Origin of the sequence: Chryseobacterium vrystaatense, assembly GCF_000737765.1 — a bacterium.
GTDB classification, from domain to species: Bacteria; Bacteroidota; Bacteroidia; order Flavobacteriales; family Weeksellaceae; genus Chryseobacterium; species Chryseobacterium vrystaatense.
In genome coordinates this window covers 338,810-364,766 of sequence record NZ_JPRI01000012.1, presented here as the reverse complement: position 1 = coordinate 364,766, position 25,957 = coordinate 338,810, and the positions used below count along the sequence as shown (strand labels likewise).

The following is a 25,957-nucleotide window of genomic DNA, read 5'->3' as shown; positions in this document are numbered from 1 at the left end:
CATATCCATATCAATTTTTGTTTTTTAACCGGCAGAGTCTATCTGTCGGTTTTGTTTTGTATGATACCTATTGGATAATTTATCCTAACCGAAAAGTGTTAAATAGTTGATATTTATATGTTTTTATTAGGTTTGGATTCCAGAATTTCAAGTAAATCATGCTTTGAAAGTTTCTGTATACCGGTCCCGTCTGTTTGAAGGAGATTTTGTGCCAGTTCATTTTTCTTTTTCTGAAGACTTAAGATCTTTTCTTCCACAGTATTTGAGCAGATCATCCGGACAGCGATCACATTTTTGGTCTGTCCTATACGGTAGCTTCGGTCAATAGCCTGATTTTCTGCCGCAGGATTCCACCATGGATCGACCAGATAGATATAATCGGCCTGTGTAAGATTAAGGCCAACACCGCCGGCCTTTAAACTGATAAGAAATACCCTGATTTCTTCATTCTCCTGGAAATTATTAACGGCCTGACCTCTGTTTTTGGTCTGTCCTGTAAGATATTCAAACGGAATTTTTTTTCGTTCAAGTTCAACTTTAAGTAAATCCAGCATTTCTACAAATTGGGAGAACACGAGAATTTTATGATCTTTAGATTTACTTTGGATCTGCTCCATCAATATTTCTATTTTCACTGCGTGATCACCGGAATATCCTTCTTTTAAAAGCAAAGGAGAATTACATATCTGCCTAAGCCTTGTAAGCCCCGTAAGTACATGCATACTGTTTTTATTCAGGTCATCGTCATCATTGGCTGCAATAAATTCGCGAAGTTCCTTCTCATAAGCATCATATATTTTCCGCTGTTCGGCATCCATTTCACAAAAGATCACCATTTCTGTTTTTTCCGGAAGTTCTTTAGCGACCTGTTTTTTTGTTCTCCGAAGTATAAAAGGTCTGATTTTCTGCTGAAGTTCCTGAGCCCGCTTTCCATATTCAAATTTATCAATAGGAACAGCATAGATATCTTTAAAATACTGTTTGCTCCCTAAAAGTCCTGGACAAGCAAAAGAAAGCTGACTGTAAAGATCAAACGTATTGTTTTCAATAGGTGTACCCGTAAGAACGATCCTGTTTCTGGATTGCAGGAGACGCGCAGCCTTATATCTTTCCGAATCAGGATTTTTTATAGTCTGAGATTCATCCAGAAAAACGTAGCTGAAACGAAACTCTTTCAGAAAACGGATATCTGAAAGCAGCATTCCGTAGCTGGTAAGTATCACTTCATAGCCGGACATATGGTCCGATGCCTTCAGTCTGTCTGCTCCGTAATGAGTCATGACCTTTATGGAAGGGGCAAATTTATTAATTTCCTCCTGCCAGTTGAAGAGCAGGGAAGTAGGAACCACAACAAGATGAGTCTTATGCCCATGTTTTTCGCGCTGGGAAAGAATAAATGCAATGATCTGCAAGGTTTTGCCTAATCCCATATCATCCGCCAGGCATCCTCCAAAATTAAGCGTATCTAAAAAATTCAGCCAGTTCAATCCATCATGCTGATAGTCTCGTAATACCGCCTGTAATTCCTTAGGAATACTTACTTCGGGAAGGTCAGTGGCAGATGAGAACTGAAGCGAGTAGGAAGAAAGTTCTTCCTGTATCTCTTCACTTAAAACTTCTTTTTCAAACAGAGAAGATACTTCAGAAAAATTAATCTTTGGAATTTTAAGGTCTTCAGCATCTATTTCTCCGATGCGGAAAAATTCATTCATTCTGGTGATCCATTCTTCCGGAAGAACTCCCATCGTACCGTCATCCAGCTGTACAAATTTACTTCTGTTGCGGATAGCACGGTGAAGCTGTTTTAAAGCAGCATCTTTCTGCCCAAAGGTAACTTTCAGTTTTGCATTGAACCAGTCCAGCCCACTGGTGATCTGAATATTAATTTTCGCACGATGTGCATTGAGCTTATTATTTTTAAGTTCATTGAAACCCAGAATGATAACACCTTCGTTTCTCCAGGTCTCAAAAGCATGAAGAAACCAATCCTCATCCAGGAATTTATCTTTGTGCAGATAAAAATAATCATAGCCATCCATCTGAGCCTCAAAGTCAGGATGCTGCTTCATAATAAGAGACGTAAAACGGGCCTCTTCTGCATCACTCCTGTCAATCTTAAAGACGTTTCCATTCTGATCCGTACCAAAAAGCTGCTTTCTGGAGTACACAGGAACTTCAGCTTGGCCATACTTCATGACTGGTGTTACTGCGATGTAATTTCCCTGTTGACGAAGGTAAACAATCCTTTCGTTTTGATGTTTTTTTTCTTCAATCTGCACTGGAGTTGCAGGCTGTATATAACTGTAATTAATATGAATGCGTTCTTCGAGAGAAGCAAGGGTGTTCTTCATGAAGTCTTCATATTTTGAAGCATGAACAAGCAGTATTTCGTTGTTGGCTTTAAAAAATTTGATGACCCTCAGCATATCGGAATCCTCTACAAAACTGAAAGTATTTCTGCTGAAGACAAAATAGTCATTCCTGATGATAACATTCTTAAACGGAATAGAAATATCATTAAATTCCAGTTCACCCGTAACTTCATAAAAGGGCTCTTTCCTGAATACACTAAGCTGTATTTCTGCCTGTAAAACATCCAGTTTTACGGGAACAAGGGATTTTGCTGATACTGTTTCTGACAATTCCCGGTCGTGATAGTATGTTTCCAACCCCAGGGGATTCTGTACAATAAGCTTAAGAGCGGCCAATTCTGCTGAATTATAATCTTCATTGTAGTTATTCTGAAAAGCCGAAACAGCAGTGTAGAATTTAATATGTGAGGGTTCTTCGGCTTTCCAGATCAGTTCCATGGCATCAACCGGACCGACGGGATTTTTGATTTTTCCTGCCTGTGTGGTATCAGCTTCCATAAGCGAAAAGTTCAGATGGCTGTAATACCGGTGCCTGCCGATGATCAGTATTTTTCTTTTACCGTTTTCCTGTAAAGCTAATTCATGAATCACTGAAGAACGCTGAGGAAGAAGTTGCTGTTTAAAAATATCTTCATCTATCGGCAGCATCTCTTTGATCTTAGGCCGTACCTCAATTTTACCGTCAGTATATTCAAGCTCAAAATAAGCATCAAGGTCAGGTTCATTTTCTAAACCATAACTTTTGGCTTTGTCAATAAAGAGTTTGCTGCGAAGGAAGGGATCAAAGAAAGTTCTGAATTTTTTTTCTTCTAAAATGCAATGAAAAATTTCTGTCTGATGCTCACAGAGTTTGTTTTTGGGGTTGCTGCAGGTACATGTACTTACCAGAGAACTGCCGATCTGGCTTACGGAAACATCAGGAAAATCCTGTAGTGGAGAACTTTTTGTAAAAACTCCGTTGTTGCTTTCAATGGCAGTAGGATAGACCTCGTCAAAATTTCTGATCTCCAGAAATGAGCTTCCGGAGGTATGTTTCAGAAGATCATACACAGAAAGCGTAGTGATGCTTTTATTTTCAATAATATATGCTGCCATGAGCATGCGAATTTACAAAAAAGGATGACAATAATTCAGAGGAACATGAATGAAATAAAAACCTAATGACAGAGGGCGTTTCGGAGAAGTTCGGAGCATCATTGTATGCTCCGAATACCAATATAAATATTCAATTATATTTTATCATACGATTAATAGATATTTTATCGTTATTATTGTACAATATTTAAATTCATGAAAAATACGAAATGAATTTAAGAAGATTATAATTTTTTTTTAATGACAAGCAAGATTATAGGCGTCGGCAATTATATTCCGCCGGAAACAATTACAAATTTATTTTTTGACCAGCATCATTTTATTAATAAAAACGGAGAGTCATTAAAGGAAGCAAATGATATTATTGCCAGAAAGCTCAAGGAAATTACCGGCATCGAAGAAAGAAGGTACGCATCTGAGCATCAGGTAACTTCTGATCTGGGTTTGATAGCAGCACAGAGAGCAATAGAAAATTCTAAAATAGATCCTGAAACACTGGATTATATCATATTTGCCCACAATTTTGGCGATGTACGGTTTGGTACAGTTCAGTCGGATAGTGTGCCAAGTCTGGCTGCAAGAGTAAAACACCTGTTAAAGATCAAAAATAATTTCTGTGTGGCTTATGACGTCCTGTTTGGATGTCCTGGCTGGATTGAAGGTGTCATACAGGCCAATGCTTTCATCAGGTCGGGTATCGCAAAGCGTTGCCTGGTTATTGGAGCAGAAACACTTTCAAGGGTAGTTGATATCCATGACAGAGACAGTATGATTTATGCTGATGGAGCTGGTGCTGCCATTCTGGAACTCAGCGAAGATAGTAGTGGAATACAGTCTCACTTATCGGCTTCATATACTTTAAACGAAAAAGATTTCCTGTTTTTTGGAAAATCATACAATAATGAAAGCTGTCCTGATACCAAATATATCAAGATGGATGGCCGCAAGATCTATGAGTTTGCTTTAGTGAATGTAGCAGACGCGATGAAGAAATGTATGGATGCCAGTGGATATACTATCGATCAACTGGACAAAATCATCATCCATCAGGCTAATGAAAAAATGGATGAGGCTATCGTAAAGCGCTTTTACCAGCTGTATGATCTGCCAATGCCGGAAAACATTATGCCAATGGTCATCAGTAAGCTTGGAAACAGCAGTGTAGCAACTATTCCGACTTTGCTTACAATGATCCTGGATGGAGAACTTCCTTCCCACGAAATAAAGGAAGGAAATATTGTTTTATTTGCTTCTGTAGGTGCAGGGATGAATATCAACTCATTTGTTTATAAATTTTAACTGATTATATAGAGAGGGAAGTTGTGATTTCAACGTTCATACGATCCTTACTCTTTTATTGAACAAAGGCTCAGATTTTTATCTGGGCCTTTCTTTATTTACCTGGTGACACAATGTGATTATGCCATTCTAAAAGCAAAAAATAGGATTAAATTATTTTAATCCGTTTTGGCTACACGTTAGTCCAATTTGGCAACTTCAACCTTTGCGGCAATGCTGACCTTTGTCCTGTTAATTTAATACAGAACAAAATGAAAACAATTTTTATAACAGGCGCTTCAACAGGATTAGGAAAAGCGGCTGCCCAATTATTTCAAAGCAGAGGATGGAACGTTATTGCAACCATGAGAAACCCTGAAGCAGATACGGAACTTAGCAGGCTGGAGAATGTAACTCTGCTTCCTTTAGATGTCACAAATCTGGAACAGATCAAATCAACCGTAAAAAAAACAATCGAGTTGGGGAATGTGGATGTGGTTTTTAATAATGCCGGATACGGTCTTATCGGACCTTTGGAAGCTTTATCCGATGAGCAGATTTTAAAACAGTTAGATACCAATCTTTTAGGGGTGATCAGAGTAACACAGGCGTTCATCCCATATTTCAGAGAGAAGCAAAGTGGAACGTTTATTTCTACCACATCCATAGGAGGACTGATTGCATTTCCTTTAGGTTCGACTTACCATGCAACCAAATGGGCACTGGAAGGCTGGAGCGAGAGTTTAGCTTTTGAACTGAACCGATTTGGAATTGATATCAAGACCGTTTCGCCAGGCGGAATTAAAACAGATTTTGTAAGCCGTTCGTTGGATGCTGCAACAAGCCCTGCATATGAAGAAATGACCAATTCCCTGTTTTCCAACATGGAAGGAATGATGGAAGCTGCTTCGGAACCTGTACAGATTGCTGAGGTTGTGTATGAAGCTGCTACAGATGGTAAGAAACAATTAAGATATGTGGCAGGAGAAGATGCGAAAGCTTTGTATGCACAGCGTCTTGAGCTGGGAGATGAGCTTTTCAGAGAGCAATTAGGAAAGCAGTTTATCTAAGAAAGATATCGATAGGTGAACAGCATAAATACATTGTATTTATGCTGTTTTTTAAACCAAATATTTAATACATTTATATAATGGAAAAGAAAGATAATACTCCAATGAAAATCTCGTCCATATCGGAACTTCACAGTCTGCTGAAGCTTCCAAAACCTGTTCATCCATTAATAAGTCTGGTAGACAATACGAAAATGAGTGTTGATAAAGAGCTGCTGAACAAAAGTTTTCTCATGAATTTTTATAAAATCTCTTATAAATTTTCTGAGCATGGAAAAATGGGTTATGGGCAGGGATACTACGATTTTAATGAAGGGGGAATGATGTTTACTTCACCGGGACAGATACTCTCTACAGATGTAGATGCAGAATATTGTGGATATACAATGCTGGTACACCCAGATTTTATCCGTACGTATCCGTTGGCTAAGAATATTAAAAAATATGGTTTCTTTTCTTATGATACGAATGAAGCGTTGCACTTATCTGATCAGGAAAAAACAGTGATAACGGGATTGCTGGACAATATCAAAAATGAATTGAATACAGCTATCGATGAGGTAAGCCAGGATGTTATTGTTTCCTATCTTGAAGTGTTGCTGAATTACAGCAACCGTTTTTATAAAAGACAGTTTATCACAAGGAAATCAATCAACAGCGATCTTCTTTCCAAAATGGATGCCGTACTGGAAAACTACTTCAACAGACAGGAAGGGGTAAACAACGGCCTTCCTACTGTGGAATTTCTGGCTTCGGCGCTTCATCTGTCTCCTCATTATCTAAGTGATATGCTCCGGAACCTTACCGGGCAGAATGCACAGCAGCACATTCATGAAAAACTGATCGAAAAAGCGAAAGAATATCTTACTGCCACCAATTTTTCGGTTTCGGAAGTTGCTTATGCTTTGGGTTTTGAACATCCGCAGTCATTTAATAAACTGTTTAAAAAGAAAACAGAGGAAACCCCTTTGAGCTACAGGCAGTCATTTAATTGAAAAAATATACTTATATCCGCCTGACACATTTGTCGGGCATTTTATTGCGGAAGAAGATCACTAGAAAAGTAGAAGTACTCAATAAGAATAGATTGATCATAAAATTTAGGGTAAATAAGATTTCTCTTTCAGTCTTCAGGATACCATGTAAGTTGGAGAAATGTAATGAAAGGTATATATTGATCAATACGATTGGGAATAATTTCTTTTCTTTGTGAAAATTTTTACCAACGAAAATGAAATTATTTTTATCAGCATTGCCATTGGTGCTTCTTTTATCATGCAGTTCCGGTTCCGACGAAATTGTGCAGGTGATTGATCAACCCCAACAAAAAAAAATTATTGAAGTAAAAAGAGATAATCAGCTGCTTTACAAATTCACTTACAACAGTGCTGGAGATATTTCAGAGATTACGAACTATTCTTCTAACGGTGCAGTAGGCAGTACAACAAAAGTAGAATATACTAACGGCTTGCAGACCAAAAGGAGCATGTACAGCACAAACAACACCTTGCTAAGCTACCATGTTTTTACCTATCAGGGAAAATTAATTACAAAAAGAGCAATCTATACAGTTAACGCTGGCCTTGAAACTTTGAATAACAGTACAGAGTATACCAATGACGGTACTAAATCCAGCAGTAATCTCATCGGGGTTAAATATTATGATGGGGCTGGCAATCTTACCCAAAAGAGCGACATTGTCTATACTGACGGTAATGGGAGCAGTGTGAGTGATATTTATAATTCTACAGGAACAAAAACAGGTATTTCGACCTTAACTAAAGACAATGCACATGCATGGGACAGAGTATTAGACCCTTTTGTTTATCAGCATGAAACCAATGCCAAATCAGAACTCACTAAGAACTTAGACGGAACAACAACCGGCTACTCTGTTGAATATACGTATGACAGTGCCAACTATCCTTTAACAGCAAAATATGTTTTCACTAATGGAGTAGTTTACAATTATGTATTTACATGGCAGTAAAGCTTCTGTTTTTTGTGACATATAATCACAACTAAGGGAACGGTTCATCATCCGATTTTTTTTTCTCACACATCAAAAATTAATGCACATAAATGGCAACACATAGCGTGTCATAACTATTTGCATGTGGAAGAAGAAGATCAAGTACTTTTGGTGCCTTACGGTACTTTTACAAGAATGTGCAGCGCATGGGGGCGAAAGTGGTGCTGCAAACGATAGAGAATGAAATGCTTGAATTTCAGAAAGAAATGTTGAATTGATAAAACAGTAACTTTGGATTCTGTTGTTGAAGATCGTTTAAAAACCGGTATTCGGGACGAATTGAATCTGTTTGGAAAATCCCCCGGGATAATATTAGAAGAGGGTATCACAAGTTAAATGTATTTATAAAACCCCAGCAGCTCAGCTTTTAGTTTGAAAAAATGAATATTTTTGACTGGGATAGAATCACACTAAGACCTATTGAAGTTTTTTGAATAACAATACCTAAATAAAAACTAAAGTATCATGTATATTATAAAAAAAGCCGCTTTATTATTCTCTTTCCTTATACTTATGGGGTGTGGATATAAAAATCAGGATAATGTAGATCAAAAGAATAACACTGCCCAGAACTACAAAACAATCAATTATGACAAGATGAATCCCTTTGAGAACGGTTTTGCAGAAGTGGAGCTCAATGGTAAGAAAGGATTCATCAATAAGAAAGGTGATCCTGTAGTGCCCTGCAAATATGATTTTACGAATGGTTTTAAAAATGGCTTTTCGGCAGTCGAAATCGGCAAAAAATATGGATTTGTAGATACCACCGGTAAAGAGATTACCCCTTTAAAGTATGATTTTGCCATGGATTTTGAAAATGGAAGAGCAGTGGTAATATTGGATGGAAAATGGGGATTTATCGATGAAAAAGGTACGGAAATTATACCTGTAATGTACGACAAAGCCAATAGTTTTAGCGAAGAAGTAAGCACTGTGAAACTAAATGACCAATGGTATATCATTGATAAAATGAACCACAAAAAAAAGATTTTTTGTAACTGCAAGATTCTATCCTCCTTTGAGGAGGGACTTGCTCCCATTGAAAGAGATGGCAAAAGCGGTTATATGAATAAACAGGGAAACATTGTTATCCAGCCCCAATATGATCAGGTATTTTACTTTCGGGATGGTCTGGCTATGGTTGAGATGAATGATAAAAGTGGTTTTATTAACAAAAAAGGTGAGGTAGCTGTTCCTTTAATTTATGATGGTTACCCTGATTTTAGTGATGGATTGGCAACCGTAGTTCTGAACAATAAATTTGGTTTTATTGACAAACAAGGAAACATGGTCATTCCTGCAAAATATGAACGGGCACTCAATTTTTATAATGGTTTGGCGGGCGTTTATGTTGATGGAAAAATAGGTCTTATCAATAAAAAAAACGAAATGATCATTCCCCCTGTTTATAGTCAAATACAGCCTGGTGAAGGAATAGTTGGTGTCATTGGAGATGGAGGTGCAAAGTTTTTTGATGCAAATGGAAAAGAGTTGTTCCAAGAAGCTTATGACGATTTATATGGTTTTAGTGACGGTGTGGCGCTGGTAAAACAAAACGGAAACTGGTTTTATATCGATAAAAAAGGAAAAAGATTATTTTAAATACAAAAATAGAATTTTAGTCTATTTGAAAATTTTTATATTGTCGTCGGGACTGTAATCCATAAAGATTCCACCGTCAAGGATTATGGATTTTATTTTTTTTGTGGCTTGCAGTTTTATGGTTATCTTTTTCTGATTTTTCTCCCAAATTATTGGTGAAAAGTGAGTTTTTGTATTGCTTCCGTCCATGTATAAAATAATAGCATCAAAAGAAATGGCAAATCTCCAGAGTTTTCAATATTCACTGAGAGTTTTTTACCACTGTGTTTTGCAATTTTTAAATCGATATAGTGACAAACATGAGTAAAATTAGAAAACCTTAGAATAATTTATTCTAAGGTTTCCAATGTATATAAATTTCAAAAATTTTGCTTTCCAAACATTATAGTTTTATTTGTGAGCTTAAACATATCAAAGAATTATACTTAGGATTTGTTTTTAGACTTAATACATCGATGCAGATAGGCGATTAAATATCGAGCATTCATTTCTGTGAAATCCTCCGGGAAATCATTGGCTCCAATTCTAAGACCCTATTGGGATAGTTGTAATTCCACTGTCATTGCCCGGATCTGGCAAAGGTTAAAAGTGAAGGAACTGGAAAACACTTAGCTATGTTCACATGCAGATACTACAGGTTCCAATTGTTTTGTCTTTTCATTGTCTATAATATTTTTACGAAAGGTCACAAAACTCAGAATAAAGGTTACTGTCAACAAAAGTATACTTACCCATAAAATATAATGAACTCCGTAATAAGCACTTACTAATCCTCCCAGAAATGCACCTAAGGAAATTCCGATATTAAAGGAGGAAGTCAGCAGACTATTTACAAATTCTAATGTGTGATGGGGAACAGATTGTGTCGTCCGGATATTTGATACCAAAAATCCTCCAGTATGGATCATTCCCCAGAGGGATACAATAATGACCATTGGAATATAATTTCCGCCAAGGTAATAGGCCAGAATCTGTACCGTCACTAAGAGGATTAAAAACAGTCTTGTAGTCAAGAGAACATTGCGATGCAAAGCTAATCCCATAAGCCAATTCCCTAGAGTTCCCATTCCACCGAAAAGGAGCAGCATCATACTGATCTGGGCACCGTTCATATGGGTAATCTGTTCAAGGTAAGCAGTAAGGTAGGTATAACTCGCAAACATTGCCGCTAGCGTGGCTATGGTAGAAATCAAATTGAGCCATAAAAGAGGACTTTTCAAAACTTCTACCTGATTCCTTGTAGATATTGCCTGATCTGCAGGAATAGGGGGGACAAAGAGTAATAGACCCATAAATGCAATCAAACTTATTGCACTGCTAAGGAAAAATGATGCCTGCCAGGTATGGAAAAGGTCTACGGCATAGGTTGTAAGGGGAATGCCGAGCACCGTGGCCAAGCTTAATCCCAACATTACTGTAGAAACTCCTTTTGCACCCTTTTCCTTGAATGCAATTGCGATGGCGATATTCCAAAATAAAGGATGCAATATTGCAGGCAATATTCTAGCGATCATAAGCATTGTGAAATTTGTGGAGAATGCAGAAATTAAGTTGGAAAGAACAAATATGCTCATGACCAGACATAGCAGGAATTTTCGGTTTATTTTGGTTGTAAATGACGTTATAAAAGGGGAAGAAACCGCTACGGTTATCGCAAAGGCACTAAGTAGCCAACCTGCAGTATCAATGGATACGTCAAATTGCCGGCTGATTGTTGGTAAGATACCCACTATTCCAAATTCAGTGGTAATGATACCAAATGCACCCAGTGCTAATACGTAAATTGATGTTTTCATTAATGCTAAAATTTTGTACAGCAAATTTGAACAGAAATATTATAAAAAATCAGTACATTTTAATGATAAATAGGTATTTTTACCACATGAAACGAGAGAATATAGATCAATTGGTTAAGGTAGAATACCATCAGGCAGTAAGCTGTCCTTTAAAGGATATCCAATTCTCCTTTTTCCAGATGGTATATGTGATTGCTGGAAAAGGGTTTCTTAAAATAAATGATAATATTTCTTCATACAGTAAAGGCAGCCTGATTCTCCTAACACCAAATGACCAGCACAATTTGGAAATTATTGAAAATACAGACCTTTTGCTCGTAAAGTTCAGTGAACGTTATGTGAAAAATTACAAGTGGAACAGTATTAATTCAATGGAATGCCTACTTTATGGTGCTTCCTTTTTGTCTGGTTGTATTTTACAGAATAAGCCTGATGTCGTTCTCGTTAATTCAATTGTAGATTCACTGCTCCACGGTCTAAATTATCCAGATCTTTATCAAGAGGAACTGACTTTCAACTATGTAAATGCATTGATTGTGATTGCGGCAAGAAATATTTCAAAGATGAGAGCAGAGCATATTACTTCCAATAGTGATAAAAGAGCAATTGATATTATTAATTATATCCAGGGAAACATCCATGATCCAGCATTATTGAAAGTTTCTGCAATATCTGAGAAATTCGGATTCTCTCAAACCTATCTAGGCAGTTACTTTAAAAAGCAGTGCGGTGAAACGATCCAGCAATATATATCGAATTATAAGATGAGATTGATTGAACATCGGGTTCTGTTCAGTGATATGCGGGTCAATGAAATTGTAACTGAATTTGGTTTTTCAGATGAAAGCCACCTGAATAAATTTTTTAAAAAACGACATCATATGAGTTTGACGGAATTCAAAAAGATGAAAAGCCCCAAAGCAATGGTGTAATGATAATCCTGCCAGAGTTAGTTTCTGTATATTTTGTTTGAATAGGTAGCCACACTTATGAGGCTAGATTCTATTTGTCTGATCCGGGAATATGGCGCGCAGTTGATCCATGGCCAAAGCAAATGATAAGTTTAAAACTAACTTACACAGCACCATATAACGGTGAGATAAGGTAAATTTAATTTCTTTGTTCTTTTGATAAGGTTTTGCATCAGTTTCATTCTTTTTCATAAAAAAGTTAATTTTGAATTATTTTAGGTGCAAAACTCAAACAGTTCAAATTAAGATAGGTTTCAAAAGCTTAAAACTGGAGAAAATGGGACTTATTTGGTGGTGTTTTTGTATTCATTGGGTGTCTGACCCGTCACTTTTTTAAAGGCATTGTAAAAAGTCGTTTTTGAGGTGAACCCGGATTCTAATCCTATTGTCAACAAAGTATCGTTTTCATATTCCGGATCTGATATCATTTCCTTCACAGCTTCCACTCGATATTGATTGATATAATGGGCAAAGTTGTCTCCTGTTATCGTGTTTACAATTTGTGAAACATATCCGGGGCTTATGCCCAGTTTCTCAGCAACTTTTTCTCTGTTTAGTGTACTGTCGGTATAAATGTGCTGATCTTTGCAAAGAAGTTCCAGTTTTTGAAAATAAAGATTATCTGCAGTAATAGATTCCCTATGCTCTTGTGGTGTATTATTTTGTACAATTTGAAGATTGGGATACGAAATAGCTGAATCATTATTTAGAAAATTATAAATAGCCTCTTTGTTTTTGGCTAGTTTATATTTGTAAATCCCTATATAAGCAGTCCAATGAATGATAAATGTTGCACATAAAGCCAAGATACTCATGGTAGAAGAAATGTCGTAGTCAAGAAGTAAGCCGGCCAAAGCGCTAATAAGCCAGACAAATAGCACTGAAGACACAATTGTTAATAAGATAAGTATCCATTTTTTTTCCTTTGAATCTTTTAAATGTTTTATCGTAAAATAAGAGTAAAAGAGTAGAAATGGAATAAATGTAACGGCTAAAGCAAGGTGAATCAAACCAAGTATACTGATTATGGTGATGCCTGATTCAGGAATAGTATAAACTCCTTCAACATGATCAAGATCGTTTACAATGTTCAGGACAGCGGAATAGGCAAATGGAATAAAATACCAGTAGTTTTTTAGTCTGCTTTTTCCAGTAGTATTAGTCCTGTTTTTAATAAACAGGAATAGGAATGCAGGTATTAAAAATATCCACTCGATATTGTCTATAAAACGCAACAGAGGATAGGAGGTAAATACGTGTTGAATCTCAAAAACCTGAGTCAGTAATTTAATTGAAAGGGTAAATAGTAAGCAGGCTAAATATCTATTTGATCGACTATTGAATAGGGAAGACTTTAAAATGACTAAGCCTAAGAGCATTCCCTGAAAAATTGCGATAATTAAAAGTGTTGTATAAATCAATTTTTAATATAAAAGTTGTTTCATTTTAAATAATTTACCATATTCCTGATGCAAAATATATGTAGATAATCACAAAAAGCTTTTAAAATTTATATTGCTTCAAAGTTTTTGATGATGCTGAAATAATATAAGCGGAAATGTAACCATTTCTATCTTTACACGGTAAATGCAAATCTAATTCATTATAGTTTAATGTAGCTTATTTAATAAAACTCATATAATATTTAACACATTATAACATATTGCACAGGCAGCAGCAGAAACTAAATGGGTAATTTCTGAATGTCATAATATGAACAAGAGAACGATAAAACGCCTTCTTTGTATCATAAATTTTTTAATAGTTATTGTTATTTTATCCATAAACTATATGATAACTATTCCTTTAGAAATAGAAATTCTTTTTAATGTCATTGTTTTTACTAGAGTCAAATTCGATTAAAATTCCTGCTAGCTCAAATTTGAAAATATTGAAAGCAGTCGCTTCCAATAGTAATCCATCTTGCCCTGTTGCTTAAGCACAAAGCTTGTCATCCTTTTTTAATGGTAATTTTCGGCGGAATATGTGTGGATTTACATTGTCCCATATAGGAATTCAATATTTCGGGACTGATAGCTATTTCTTTGAAGGATGGTATTCAAATGATTTATTGAAATAACTGGTTAATGTACATACAAGACATTACTGACACGATACAAACAGAAATGACAGGAACAAAAATAAAAGGAGAATTTTATGAATAGAGCTGAAGCCTGATTGGAAACTCATAAAGGAAATATGGAAATGGTGAAAAAATAATTAAGAACATTAATGAGGAAACTTTATCAAGAGAGACTTCCAAAAGAAAATCAAAAGATAGTAAAAAAGTGATGGTAACGGACCGACAGATACATTATAGGTTCAAAAACAGGCTGGAACAGGCAAACTGGCATCAATACAGCATGGTGGGGGCTTAGGTTACATTGAGGGCAAGAATAATATATGCTTTTTTGCCATCCGGATTTAGCCGGATAGAAAGTTGAATTCATCAAATTTTTTAAACTGCAGGAAAGACATTATAAAATCTATTTTTAAAGAACTGAAAATTTTAGAATGATAAAAAATGATGCTTAATAATCCATATCACCAGCAAATAAGTCCCATTTTCTCCACTTTTAAGCTTTTGAAACCTCTTCTAATTAGAATTATTTGAAGTTTGCCTTTAAATAATTCTAATTACATTTTATGAAAAAGTTTTTATTACTAGCTGTTGTCATTTTTATCACATCATGTAGCAATGACGATTCAAACCCCTTATCTGATAAAAAAGTGCGGGCACAGCAAAAACTTGATACAGCTTTGTCCAGCTTCCCCGGCTTAAGCCTTAGTGTAAAGACAGCTTCCGAGAATTATACCTTGGTTGCAGGAGACGCAGTAATTAATGAAAAGCCGATGACCTCTTCTGCACTTCATTATATGCAGAGTATTTCAAAAACCTTTACCGCAATTGCTGTTCTAAAACTGAAAGAGGCGGGCAAAATTAATCTTGACGCCAAAGTAAACACTTATCTTCCTAACATTTGTAATAAACTTCCAAACGGAAATATTATTACGGTAAGGCAACTGCTTAATATGACATCAGGTCTTCCTGATTATTTAGATAACAATCAGTTTTTAAATGATGTTTTTGCAGGGCCACTGCCTATGGCAAGCGAACAGGTATTGAGCTATGTATACGATCAACCAGCAAAATTTACGCCCGGCGCCACATTTGGTTATTGTAATATAAATTATCACTTGTTGGCTCTTATTATTGATAGCGTTACTCCAAACGGGCATCGAACGTATATTATGGACAAAATAATTAACGCCATTGGACTTTCCAACACCTATTATATAGCAGGCTCGACAAGCACTACAGCTCCTCAAGGGACGACGGCTAACTATCTGGAAGTAGATGGCATTTTTAACAATGTGAGCGAGTTGCAGTTGGGTACAGTACTTACCTTCATTGGTGATGACGGTATTGTTGCTTCCGTTCAGGACATAGCTAGGTTTTATTACAAACTGCTCCATGATGAAACCGTACTTTCATCCGCATCGCTGAAAGAAATGAAGGTAGCGGCTAGTTATCAGGGTACTCCGATATATGGCTTAGGACTACAATTTTATAAAACCGATGGTGGCCTGCAGGCAATCGGACACGAGGGTAGTGGTGCCGGAGCCGGAGCCTATGCTTTTTATTTTCCTTCCAAAAATACCAGCGTTGCCCTGTGTGTAAATGCGGGAACTCTTATCGATAGTAGAAAAGAGAGACAGTTACGGGCTTTGTGGGAGGAAATTGTAGGTATATTGCTTGATTAAAAACGCCCAATAACCTGTCAATTTTTTATGAGTAAATTAACCGATGCCTATAAAATTAACTTATAACCTTATTCCATCAATTAATGAAGATATGTAAAAGCCTGATAGTACTATTATCTCTTATTAGTACCGGCACTATCCTTGCCCAAACAGTTAAAAATCCAAAATTTGACAGCCTTATTCATAAAAGGGTGTTCCATTACGATACCAAAGGTTTTAACGGAGAAGGATGGGACAGTTTAAGAGCGGAGATTAACAAAGCGCAGATTGTTTTAATAGGCGAACAACACGGGGAAGCCGAGATACCCGTGTTTACCATGAACGTGGCTGATGTGTTCAAACCGGAAGCATTAGTGGTAGAGATCGACCCCTATACCGCGGGTAAATTAAAAGAGACAAGCTTAAACACCATGGGCTATAGTAGCTACTTTAAGCAGAATCCTTACGATTTTGCCTTTTACAGTTATCAAACGGAAATGGAACTGGCGAGGCAGATGACATTAGCCCATACCGATATATGGGGTTTGAATGAAATCAGCTTTTTGTCGTTAGGCACTTTTTTTAATACGTTGGGCAGAATGGCAAAATCACCAATTAACAGGGATTTGGCTCTCAAAAAGGCGAAAGAATATGCTCTACATGATCGCCCGATCTATAAGAATATTGACCGTTATAATGATTTCAGTGCTTATAAGCTGAAAGCCTCCATCGTAGATTCCCTATTGCTTTCCTTTAGAAATGAAAGTAACGAGTGTAAAAAAATGCTTCGTGACCTGAGGTCAAGTCTACCGATTTTTACCAACAATTCATATGTCGCCAGAACCAACATGATGAAGAAGAATCTACTTAATTATCTATCTTCTTATATTACAAAAGATGCCATCAATATTCCAAAGCTGCTATTTAAATTTGGAGCCAACCATGTAGGCAGGACGGATGACCTCAAAGGTTCTTTTGAGGTAGGAAGCTTAGCCGATAACCTCGCTGATGCAAGTGGCAAACTGTCTTTACATATTCTCGTCTTTGGAAAGATTGGCACAATTAATCAAATGGCACCGGTAGATAACACCCAGGCTATAATTCCTTATGATGTTTCAACTGATAAAGAATTGGATATGTTCGCTCCATTTTATAGTCAGATTCAGGGAGATGAATGGGCACTTTTTGACCTTAGACCATTACGTGATGCGATAGGCCAAGGAAAAGTGAATGTCAATCCCTATCTTGGTAAATTTATCAAGGCCTTTGACGTGTTGGTTATCTTCGGGCGCACAACAGGGAATAGATTCATAGAATAATATTTAGATTAAGAAGGATTAGTATTAAATTTTACCTGATCTGCGGACACTGTTCCGACATATTATTGGAAAACCAACTTATGATCAGATTTCAAAAGAATCCGAGTACTCAGTCAGTACTCTTAAAGGGTATATGATGCTTGTAAAGATTCCGAAACTACACTACAGCCAGAACAAGAAAGTTTATCTATTGATGCGACTTATTTTTCGAATGAAATCTGTTTGTTATTTATAGAATTACAGGTGGAGAAAATTAAAAGATAACTCTGAAAAATCGATTGCAGAAGGTATGTCACATAATAAGGGAATATCCCAACAGAAAATTATCCAATGTATTATGGACTGAAAGGCTATCATAATGAAAAAATAAACCTGCAGGAAAGCTACAGCAAACGGTTGAAAAAGAAGTCTCTGGAATTGACCTACTATCCTCGAAACGCGGGGTTGCAATTTGAGAACCGCTTCAACAATCTTCTAATATAAAAACATATAAATGAAAAAGGTAACGACGCTTGTATTATTGGGTATTTTCGGAAATATGGTATTTGGACATCCCTAAGCAAATCATTGAACGGAGTGGGTGTTTTAAAACTGGTCCAGGATAAAAAATTGGATTTAAATATTGATATAAATAACTATTTAAAAACATGGAAATTTCCGTACGCTTCTTTATCTAACAATAAAAAGATCACCACGGCAAATCTGTTAAGTCATACTGCGGGGTGGACAGTTCATGGTTTTATGGGCTATCCCCAAGGCGATAGTATACCCACATTAAGCGAAATATTAGATGGCAAAAGCCCCGCTAATTCACCAGCGGTTCGTTCTATGTATGAATCTGGTAAAAAGGTGGAATATTCGGGTGGAGGCACAACAATTTCGCAATTAATTGTCACTGATATAACACAACAAAAATATGAAGATTACATGTGGCTGCAAGTATTGAAGCCCATGGGAATGAATAACAGTTTTTTTACCCAACCTCCTCCACTGGACAAACAAAATCTATTAGCGACAGGATACAACCGTTATGGTGAGGAGATGAAAGATGGCAAATACAATATTTATCCGGAAAAAGGAGCGACAGGACTTTGGACAAACCCAACTACTTGGGTAAATATATCATTGAAACGCAACTTTCTTATCAGGGAAAATCGGGAAAAGTGCTTTCTCCTGAGATGACAAGGCTAAGGTTAACACCTTACTTAGATAATATAAATGCATTTGGAGTTTTTATAAATAAGAAAGGAAACGAAAAATATTTTCAGCTCAGTGGCTCAAACGAAGGTTTTGCGTGTCAGTACAGGGCTAGTCTTGAATATGGTAACGGAGTGGTTGTAATGGTTAATTCTGACAATTTAGGTATATTAAATGAAATAATCAATAGTGTGGCAAACGTCTATAAATGGGCTTGTTTTTATAATCCAGCAGTGAAAAAAACGGTTACTTTGACTGATGATATTCTAAAAAATTATGTTGGTACTTATCTACTTGATGGAGATATGGTAGCTATTGTGAAAAAAGAAAACGGTCTATGGCTAAACATTCCCATTCAAAGCAAAATGTATTTTACAACGGAGTTGGACTTTTATATTACAGAAAATAAAGCGGATTATAAATTTTCAAATGATTTAAATGGTATTATCAGCTTTACTGTAAATGGCAATAAAAAAGCCATACGAATAAAATAAACTGCCATCAAAAATCAATATTTTTTAAGATGCGTTGTATTCATGGAATTAGCAAATAAGAATAGTTTTGCAACATCAAATTTCAAAGAAATAAAAAATGAAACGGATACTGCACATAATTTCAAGTCCGAAAAAGACTGATTCTGCAAGCAGAGAGCACTTGGGAAAAAAGGTGCTGAAAAGCTAAAAGAAAAATTTCAGGAAGTAGAGAAGGAATACGACCTTAATGAATTTCCTCATTAAAACCATTCTCATACCCGTAGTTTAAGAAGTTTAATAATTTCATCATACTAAACTCCTCCAAAAACTTTTTTACAATTTTCTTTGGGAGGGTCTAGTATTTTTAACGTTTTATCTGCAATGGGATAGTATTCTGCATTTCCAGTTTTACTCTGTTTGTATGAAATATAAAAATTATCCAAAGAGGCTTGTATATCATCCCATAATAGTTTTTTAATATCAGAAAAACGAAGTCCGGTCAATGCAGAAAATAAGCCGGCTCTATTAACTAAATGTATTCACATTTTGCAGATGCCATATTATGTAGCTCATTCATAAAAAGAGGCATCTATGAGTATCCTCCGATTTTATTCCCTTGATTACAATACATCAGATGTCACATTATAAATTTGAAAGATCTAATTCATCTGTCATATTTTTTAATACTCCTTTCTCAAAGTATAAATATCTTTTATTAGAGTAATTCGTTTGTGCAATGTCATTCATGAATGCATTAAGATAACGGTCAGTTAAATCTGTCTGGTAAAATTCGGTATCAATACCGAATATTGGTTTTTTTATATTGTAAACTTTCTTCATCAACTCTGAATCATAGTATTCTGCGACAATAGATAGTGTAATATGGTTCTTTGTACAATATTCTTGAACAACATCTAAAGGTATACAGACTCTGCTTGAACATTTAGGCGACCAGATAAACACCATACTTTTATCTTCTTGTTTTAGGCAGTTTTTCAGATTCTGTCCGTTTATTATATAAACATTACTACTATATGTTAAACTACAAATATTCGTACTGCTTTTTAGAAGTAAATCAGGACTTTCTTTTTTAGTTTTATCATAGTAACTATAGAGCCCTTTGAAACTGCCGCTAATGTGGCAGGAATTTAATATAAACAATAATAATACTGATATTAAAAGTATTTTTTTCACGATAGATTAATTTTAGTTAATAATTTGCGGCAAATATATAGTTATGTATTCGATCAATACATAGTTATAATTAACCATTTTAAGATAGGCTGGATATCCAACACAATCAGCATAAGAATAGCAAGTGAGATAGTTAGCTCTCGGGAATAATGCCTCTTAACATAATCACTAAATACAAACCTGCTAATGGTCAGCAGGTTTGTATTTTATATTGATAAGAGTAGTAAGGATAATAAAAATATTTACTCTCTATTGCTTAGTAAAAAAAAATCATAATTCCGCGAAGTGGCGATCTTTTCCATTGTGACTGCTGGGTGCTAAAGCTAAAATTTGTAGCGTTTCGGAATACTGATTGCTTATCTGATGGATTTGAAAAGGATGAATCGTAAATGAGTCTCCTTTTTTAACGGGCTGAGATAGTTGATCTGTATTTTTTTCCTGGCTGTAAAATTTAGTCGTTATAGTTCCCTGACCAGACAAAATATAATATATTTCTATATCTTTTGTATGATAATGTGGGGGAAGGCTCTGATTGTAATTAAGTTCGATGATAAATAAGGAAGCATTCTCGTCACCTGTAAGAAAAGAGACTTTTTGATTCATAATATTATCGGGGGGAAGGTTTTCGATAATCTCTAGCGCATTGTTAATCTCCACCATATCAAATGTGATTAAAGGTTGGAAGCTCTCCATTTCCAAAAGACCAGTTTTCCTTAGCATTTTCTAGTAGGGTAATGATCACATCCTGTGATTTGATGTGGGTGTTTTGGCTGACCAACTGAGAGATCTTTTGATAAAGCTTCTTTTTTTGTTCGACATTTCTGCCAATTGCAGCAATAATCTGCACAAAAACGATATTTCCTGTATGTTCTATTCCCAGATAGGTGCTCGGAAATTTTAATTGATTTTGTGAAAGACTCTCGATGATGTGAAAGTAATCATCTTTTGGAATATTAAATTCTTCCATTAAAGCCTGATGAATGGCTTGTGAAATTGAGTTCTGAGTTTCTGAAGAGCATGCTTCGGACAGTGAAATTCTTACTAGTGGCATTGTTATATCTTTTTATTGTCACTGCAAAGCTCAGACAATAAATTCAGCTTTTATCTTGACATAGGTCAAGTCTTTTCAGTCTTGAGAGCGTTTCAGGGCGAATTTTAAGATAAGATGCAATTAAATGCTGTGGAAAATCCTGTTCTATATTTTTCCGAACAGAAATTAATTCTAAGTACCGGTCTTTCGCATTTAATTTGATCAGAGATGTTTCTTTAAAACATTTATTTATATATAATTGATCAGATAAATTTTTAAACATTTCTAACCACTGTTTATCCTTTCCCAGTTCGTTATATTTTTCTCTTGAAATCACATAAATTTCGGTGTCAGAATAAGCTTTGATTGAAGCAGGTGAGGGGATCGCTGTGAGAAAACTTCTATAGGAGGTAACTATGGATTCTTTTGCATATAATTCGTTGACAACCATATGGCAGTCTGAATCTTCAAAATACGAATATAATGTGCCACTTTCAACAACTCCAATATGGTCACAAATAGCATTCTCTTTAACAAAAAAATCGTTTTTTTTAATCACAATTTTTTCTCCGGTTTGTTTTATTTTATGTAGAATTTCTTGCGTGATCATATGTTGTAAATTTAGGAATTAAAACCTCAACATGCGAGACTTTATGCTAGGGGGAAATTGACAGTAAAATTTCTGCTAAAATTGATGATGCTCTCAAAGCTGTAGGATATCTTCCATTTCTATATGAAAACGGATGTATTGAAACAAAACGAGAAATAATTCGTTCGACTTTTCCAGAAAAACTTGAATTTAATGGTAAGACATATCGAACGATTCATAATAAGTGTTGTTTTAGATTCTATCTTAATGTTAAACAGCTTGTTGGATTGTGGTAATAAACATAAAATCATTAAAAAAAGAGGTGATTCCTGTCTTGTGACCCCACCAGGAATCGAACCTGGATCTAAAGTTTAGGAAACTTCTATTCTATCCGTTGAACTATGAGGCCTTGAAAGGAATAAAAATACGGATTAATTTAAATAAAAAAGACCTTGCTTCTCTGCAAGGTCTTCTATATGTTAAAATTCGGCCATCTCGGCTTATTGTTTAACGATTTTTAATTGTTCAGAACTGCCGTCTTCAAAAGTGACATTTAAGAGGTAAGCACCTTTTGTATAAGATGAAAAATCAATTTTTATATCATGCGCTTTTGAATAGACGATGGTTTGAGTTTTTCTGCCATCAATAGTGTAAATTTCAATCTCTTTAACGAATTTCGCGGTCTTTAAATAGCCTGTGTCTGAAACAGGATTTGGATAAAACTGAAAACTGCGTACAGCATAATCAGAAACTGAAAGCTGGTTGGTGTTCACGGTCTTAATGAAGGTTTCAGAGCATGAATTCCTCGTTACAGTAAGAGCTACGGTATAAGATCCGGATGCGGCATATAAATGAACAGGATTTACAGAAGTTGAAGTTGTTCCATCTCCGAATGACCATAATAAGGTATCATAATTTGCAGAAAGGTTGGAGAAAGTAACATGCTGTCCATTGCCAGCTACAGAAAAGCCGGAATGAATATTGAAAACATTCGAATTCCACTGTGCCGGATTGTTAAAAAAAGTTCCGTCTGCCAGCTGCTGGTAATACTCAGCTTTGTTCTGTGTCATTCCATTAAGAAAAGAAGATGGGAAGATCCTGTCCTGAAAAAGGGTTGCATATACAGAAGCAGCTATCAGATAACTACCCTGGGGATTAGGATGGACATCACCGTATGAATTATGTAATGCGAGATCCTGTGTTGCTGTATAATGTGCTCTTGCAGCTTCTCCTGCCGGGATCATTTCGGTTTGCATAAGGTTCGACATTTTTGTGATAGAATCCTTGATGACTTTCTGAGTGGCAAAATATCCGGCATACCCATTTTGGGAAGCAATGCCATTAGAAATTTCGTATAAAAAAATCTTTGAGCATGGGCTGTACTTTCTTATAGAATCTTTAAGTTTTCTGCCTCTTTCTGCTGTCACCGAAACAGGAAAAGAAGCTCCGCCAGATTCAGAAGTTCCGGGCTGCATAACGACGTATTTGTAATTTTTGGACCTAATGGTTTGGTAAAGAGCATTGTCGTTGACGTGATTTACAAATCCTGTGCCTCCCAACGTATAGGAGGTAACCTCAACATTCTTGCCTTTTGATGCAGCGAGATCCTTAAACACTACTGGCATATCATTGAAATACGTCATGCTGTTGCCAATAAATAAGACCTGATCCGCTTGGGCAGAGATTAGGATGGAAAGACTGAACAGGATAAGAGTCAGGGTGTTTTTAATTGAATTAATCATAAAAATTAAATTTTAAATCAGTTAAAAAACCAGCGGACTACCCGAAAATCAGAGTAGCCCACAGGCTATAATAACTAGTATGAAATGTTTAGTCTTTTGGTTTTTATTGTGGAGAACGCATTCTCAAACCCTGAAAAAGGAATTAGGGCAGAAGCCTGTGATGATAAAGGGTAGTTTTTCTTCATAAAAAATATATTTGATTGATTAAACTTATATAAGGTTTTAAAGTTATGTAAAAAACAGTGAATTATTATTAATCCTGCAACGAATTTGTTGTCTGTGTAAAGATATTATGTTTAGGTTGTATAACATTTTCGCTGCTAATCGTCTTCGAAATTAATCATAATTTCCTTTCAGGGATTTATTTCAAACCCTGATCGATAAAGAGTAGTATCTAATACGTAGGTGTTAATCTGCTGATGTAAAATATCAGCAATCTGATGACAGCATAAGAATATTAAAAGAATATCTGTGATGAATTAATTTCCTAGTTTATACAGAAATGCATTCAGGTCTTCATCTTTGTCAAGCCCGAGTTTCTGTTTGATTCTATAGCGGCTCATCCGTACACTTTTTGGTTCAATATGCATCAGCTGCGAAATCTGGCGGGTATCCATTTTAAGGTACAGATAGGCGCAGAGCTTCATGTCGAGAAGGGTGAGGTTTTTCCTTGCTTTTTCATTGATCAGGTTAAAAAATTCCGGATGAATTTGCTGTATCCTCAATTTGGCTTCTTCAAAATCATTATCCAGTACCATTTCCTCCCTGACTATTTTCTGCATATTCAGCGAATTATCATCTCCAAGCTTATCCTTTATTGTATGGAGGACGCGGTTTTTATGCTCCAACTGGAGAGCATTGGCCATAGCTTCTTTTTGTAACTGCTGCTGCTGTGCTTCCAATAGTTGTTGTTCTGCTTTAAGACGGGCTTTTTCCTCTTTTTCAAGCTTGACCTGCATTTCAGATTCATGGTTCTCCAATTGCAGCTGCTTCTCACGCTCTAAGGAAAGCCGCAGTTTGAAATGGTACGAACGAAACATAAAAAGCAATCCCAGCAAGGAGGCCACAGCAATGCACGCATATAAATAGTTCTGCTTTTTATGGCTTTCTTCTTTTTCCTTTAATACCTTGAATTCGTTATTTTTCTTTTCTGTTTGGAACTGTATTTCAAGTTTTTGTGCATTCAGAGCCTGTTTTTGATTAAAGTTTTTATTGCTGTTTTCCGTGACCTCTTCCTGAAAGGCAAGGGCTTTTTTGAAATCTCCCTGCTTCTTATACAAGGCTGATAAAGCCTGAGCTACATTAATGAGTGTGTAATAATAAGGATGCTCGCCGGTCTTCATAAGATCGTAAGCAGTCAGCAAATACTTTTCAGCTAATGCAGTATTTCCTTTCCTTGATGCAAATTCACTTAAGATTCCCAGGCTGCTTGCAGTAACTTCCTGAGTATTGGGAACATTTTTCAAAAGATCCGCAGCTGATTGAGCGTAATAAACGGCTTTGGATTCCGCTGTTTTATCATCAGCCGGAAAATATTTCAAGTAAACACTTGCAATATTAATACACGTGATGGCATGAGTATATTTTGCGACTTGTTTAGGATATTTAACGTAAAGAGCTTCTGCTTTATGAAGATAAAATAAAATACTGTCAGGCTCCTGCTGCTCTTTGGAAGCGTTATAATTATATTCATGCGCTACAGATAAGGCCGCATAACAGTTACTGAGCAGGTTGTAATCTTTTGTCTTCAGAGCATTTTGGGTGGCTTTTTTGGCATAATTGTTAACCTGTGCTGTATTATTCCAGTCTGAGTTTACTGCATATAGCTGATAATATAATTTGGCGGCAATATAAGGATCAGGCGATTTTTCCAGTTGTTTTAATCCAAGCTGACAGAATTTTATTCTCTTTTCAGGATCTTCCAGTGTTTTATATAAAAATGCCTGGGCATAATATCCATGAGCCATTGCTATAGGATTTTTAGCCTGCTGGGCAAGTACCAGGGCTGAGTCACTCGTTTGTTTTAGCGTTTTTAACTGTTGGTTATTGGCTTTAATAACGGTGAGTAGGGTATAGGCTTTTGCTGCTTCCGGATAATTTTTATAATAAATGGCAATGCGGGCACTTTGTCTGGCTTTTTTTTCCGCTTCAGTATAATTTCGGCTTATTCTGTAAGATTCAGCAAGCCGGTTGAGTAAATCCGGTTTAGATTGCTCCTGTAGATTCGGATTGTTAATGGCCAGCTGAATACTGTCAGCATAAAGACCTTGAGCACAACAGCCTGAACCTATGCAGAGACATATAAATATAAACGACCGATATAATACAGAATTCATTGGACTAAAATTAAAACAAATTGTTGAACGAAACCATATAGATCAATAAATATAACGGTTTGTAATTAAGTGTAAGTTGTTGAATTTTAGTGGTTTTTTTATTTCTGTAGACGTATT

The 25,957-nt window shown here is 36.0% G+C and carries 20 protein-coding genes and 1 tRNA gene; 10 read left to right on the top strand and 11 right to left on the bottom strand.

The window, feature by feature from the left end; translation table 11 throughout:
• Positions 1 to 113 precede the first annotated feature (113 nt).
• Positions 114 to 3,467 carry a DEAD/DEAH box helicase gene (locus IW16_RS23945; protein WP_051890701.1) on the bottom strand — a complete coding sequence of 1,118 codons (3,354 nt, stop codon included), beginning with the start codon at positions 3,465 to 3,467 and terminating at the stop codon, positions 114 to 116.
• Positions 3,468 to 3,707: 240 nt separating this feature from the next.
• Between IW16_RS23945 and IW16_RS23940 the strand changes: the two genes are divergently transcribed.
• The 5 genes from IW16_RS23940 (at position 3,708) to IW16_RS23920 (ending at position 9,449) form a co-directional block, all read left to right on the top strand.
• A complete protein-coding gene (locus tag IW16_RS23940) occupies positions 3,708 to 4,766 on the top strand; it encodes a 3-oxoacyl-ACP synthase III family protein (RefSeq protein WP_034750753.1) in 1,059 nt (352 codons plus the stop codon).
• A gap of 251 nt (positions 4,767 to 5,017) precedes the next feature.
• Positions 5,018 to 5,815: an SDR family oxidoreductase gene (locus tag IW16_RS23935; protein ID WP_034750750.1), complete on the top strand. Its 798-nt coding sequence runs from the start codon at positions 5,018 to 5,020 to the stop codon at positions 5,813 to 5,815.
• 80 nt (positions 5,816 to 5,895) lie between these two features.
• Complete coding sequence (locus IW16_RS23930) at positions 5,896 to 6,810, top strand: helix-turn-helix domain-containing protein (RefSeq protein ID WP_034750747.1); 915 nt, start codon at positions 5,896 to 5,898, stop codon at positions 6,808 to 6,810.
• Between the two features lie 236 nt (positions 6,811 to 7,046).
• Positions 7,047 to 7,805, top strand: a complete 759-nt coding sequence (locus IW16_RS23925) for a hypothetical protein (RefSeq protein WP_034750742.1) — start codon at positions 7,047 to 7,049, stop codon at positions 7,803 to 7,805.
• A 507-nt stretch (positions 7,806 to 8,312) separates the two neighbouring features.
• Positions 8,313 to 9,449 carry a WG repeat-containing protein gene (locus tag IW16_RS23920; protein ID WP_051890699.1) on the top strand — a complete coding sequence of 379 codons (1,137 nt, stop codon included), beginning with the start codon at positions 8,313 to 8,315 and terminating at the stop codon, positions 9,447 to 9,449.
• A gap of 608 nt (positions 9,450 to 10,057) precedes the next feature.
• Here IW16_RS23920 and IW16_RS23915 read toward each other — a convergent pair.
• Entirely contained in the window at positions 10,058 to 11,245 is a 1,188-nt protein-coding gene (locus IW16_RS23915; RefSeq protein WP_034750739.1) for an MFS transporter, read from the bottom strand.
• Between the two features lie 86 nt (positions 11,246 to 11,331).
• On the opposite strand from IW16_RS23915, the gene IW16_RS23910 reads away from it, so the two are divergent.
• Positions 11,332 to 12,177 (top strand): AraC family transcriptional regulator, encoded by an 846-nt coding sequence (locus IW16_RS23910; RefSeq protein WP_034751377.1) that lies wholly within the window; start codon positions 11,332 to 11,334, stop codon positions 12,175 to 12,177.
• 63 nt (positions 12,178 to 12,240) lie between these two features.
• Here the strand turns inward: IW16_RS23910 and IW16_RS26810 are convergent, their stop codons facing one another.
• Together IW16_RS26810 and IW16_RS23905 are read right to left on the bottom strand one after the other, a co-directional pair.
• Complete coding sequence (locus IW16_RS26810; protein ID WP_165572038.1) at positions 12,241 to 12,408, bottom strand: hypothetical protein; 168 nt, start codon at positions 12,406 to 12,408, stop codon at positions 12,241 to 12,243.
• 92 nt (positions 12,409 to 12,500) lie between these two features.
• The gene (locus tag IW16_RS23905) at positions 12,501 to 13,637 is read right to left on the bottom strand and encodes a helix-turn-helix domain-containing protein (RefSeq protein ID WP_034750736.1); all 1,137 of its coding nucleotides are present in this window, start codon (positions 13,635 to 13,637) and stop codon (positions 12,501 to 12,503) included.
• A 1,225-nt stretch (positions 13,638 to 14,862) separates the two neighbouring features.
• On the opposite strand from IW16_RS23905, the gene IW16_RS23900 reads away from it, so the two are divergent.
• The 4 genes from IW16_RS23900 to IW16_RS25970 all read left to right on the top strand — a co-directional run bounded on the left by IW16_RS23900 (position 14,863) and on the right by IW16_RS25970 (position 18,970).
• Positions 14,863 to 15,981: a serine hydrolase domain-containing protein gene (locus IW16_RS23900; RefSeq protein WP_034750733.1), complete on the top strand. Its 1,119-nt coding sequence runs from the start codon at positions 14,863 to 14,865 to the stop codon at positions 15,979 to 15,981.
• An 83-nt stretch (positions 15,982 to 16,064) separates the two neighbouring features.
• Complete coding sequence (locus IW16_RS23895) at positions 16,065 to 17,279, top strand: hypothetical protein (RefSeq protein ID WP_034750730.1); 1,215 nt, start codon at positions 16,065 to 16,067, stop codon at positions 17,277 to 17,279.
• A gap of 489 nt (positions 17,280 to 17,768) precedes the next feature.
• Positions 17,769 to 18,461, top strand: coding sequence for a serine hydrolase domain-containing protein (locus tag IW16_RS23890; RefSeq protein WP_083536165.1), 693 nt, complete (start codon positions 17,769 to 17,771; stop codon positions 18,459 to 18,461).
• Complete coding sequence (locus IW16_RS25970; RefSeq protein ID WP_165572036.1) at positions 18,443 to 18,970, top strand: hypothetical protein; 528 nt, start codon at positions 18,443 to 18,445, stop codon at positions 18,968 to 18,970. The genes IW16_RS23890 and IW16_RS25970 overlap by 19 nt, the downstream gene beginning before the upstream one ends.
• A gap of 621 nt (positions 18,971 to 19,591) precedes the next feature.
• Here the strand turns inward: IW16_RS25970 and IW16_RS26475 are convergent.
• The 7 genes from IW16_RS26475 to IW16_RS23850 form a co-directional block, all read right to left on the bottom strand.
• Positions 19,592 to 20,143 (bottom strand): hypothetical protein, encoded by a 552-nt coding sequence (locus IW16_RS26475; RefSeq protein WP_131327977.1) that lies wholly within the window; start codon positions 20,141 to 20,143, stop codon positions 19,592 to 19,594.
• A 270-nt stretch (positions 20,144 to 20,413) separates the two neighbouring features.
• Entirely contained in the window at positions 20,414 to 20,836 is a 423-nt protein-coding gene (locus tag IW16_RS23875) for a cupin domain-containing protein (RefSeq protein WP_165572035.1), read from the bottom strand.
• Positions 20,805 to 21,194, bottom strand: coding sequence for a tautomerase family protein (locus tag IW16_RS23870; RefSeq protein ID WP_034750719.1), 390 nt, complete (start codon positions 21,192 to 21,194; stop codon positions 20,805 to 20,807). Before IW16_RS23870 ends, IW16_RS23875 begins: the two co-directional genes overlap by 32 nt.
• A gap of 43 nt (positions 21,195 to 21,237) precedes the next feature.
• Complete coding sequence (locus IW16_RS23865; RefSeq protein ID WP_034750715.1) at positions 21,238 to 21,783, bottom strand: Crp/Fnr family transcriptional regulator; 546 nt, start codon at positions 21,781 to 21,783, stop codon at positions 21,238 to 21,240.
• 316 nt (positions 21,784 to 22,099) lie between these two features.
• A tRNA-Arg gene (locus IW16_RS23860) sits at positions 22,100 to 22,171 on the bottom strand.
• 91 nt (positions 22,172 to 22,262) lie between these two features.
• Entirely contained in the window at positions 22,263 to 23,504 is a 1,242-nt protein-coding gene (locus IW16_RS23855) for a PKD domain-containing protein (protein ID WP_034750712.1), read from the bottom strand.
• A gap of 479 nt (positions 23,505 to 23,983) precedes the next feature.
• The gene (locus tag IW16_RS23850) at positions 23,984 to 25,840 is read right to left on the bottom strand and encodes a transcriptional regulator (protein WP_034750708.1); all 1,857 of its coding nucleotides are present in this window, start codon (positions 25,838 to 25,840) and stop codon (positions 23,984 to 23,986) included.
• Positions 25,841 to 25,957: the final 117 nt, after the last annotated feature.